Consider the following 243-nt stretch of genomic DNA (forward strand, 5'->3'; position numbering starts at 1 on the left):
CTTTAGGAGCTTGCTCCTGAAGGTTAGCGGCGGACGGGTGAGTAACACGTGGGCAACCTGCCTGTAAGACTGGGATAACTTCGGGAAACCGGAGCTAATACCGGATAATCCTTTTCCTCTCATGAGGAAAAGCTGAAAGTCGGTTTACGCTGACACTTACAGATGGGCCCGCGGCGCATTAGCTAGTTGGTGAGGTAACGGCTCACCAAGGCGACGATGCGTAGCCGACCTGAGAGGGTGATC

Annotated in this window: 1 rRNA gene; it reads left to right on the forward strand. The window is 54.3% G+C overall.

Annotated features, from left to right (window positions below):
- Nucleotides 1-243, forward strand: a 16S ribosomal RNA gene (locus TR08_RS24915); the annotation flags it as partial.

The organism is Neobacillus niacini (assembly GCF_000759675.1).
Classification (GTDB): Bacteria; Bacillota; Bacilli; order Bacillales; family Cytobacillaceae; genus Neobacillus; species Neobacillus niacini_A.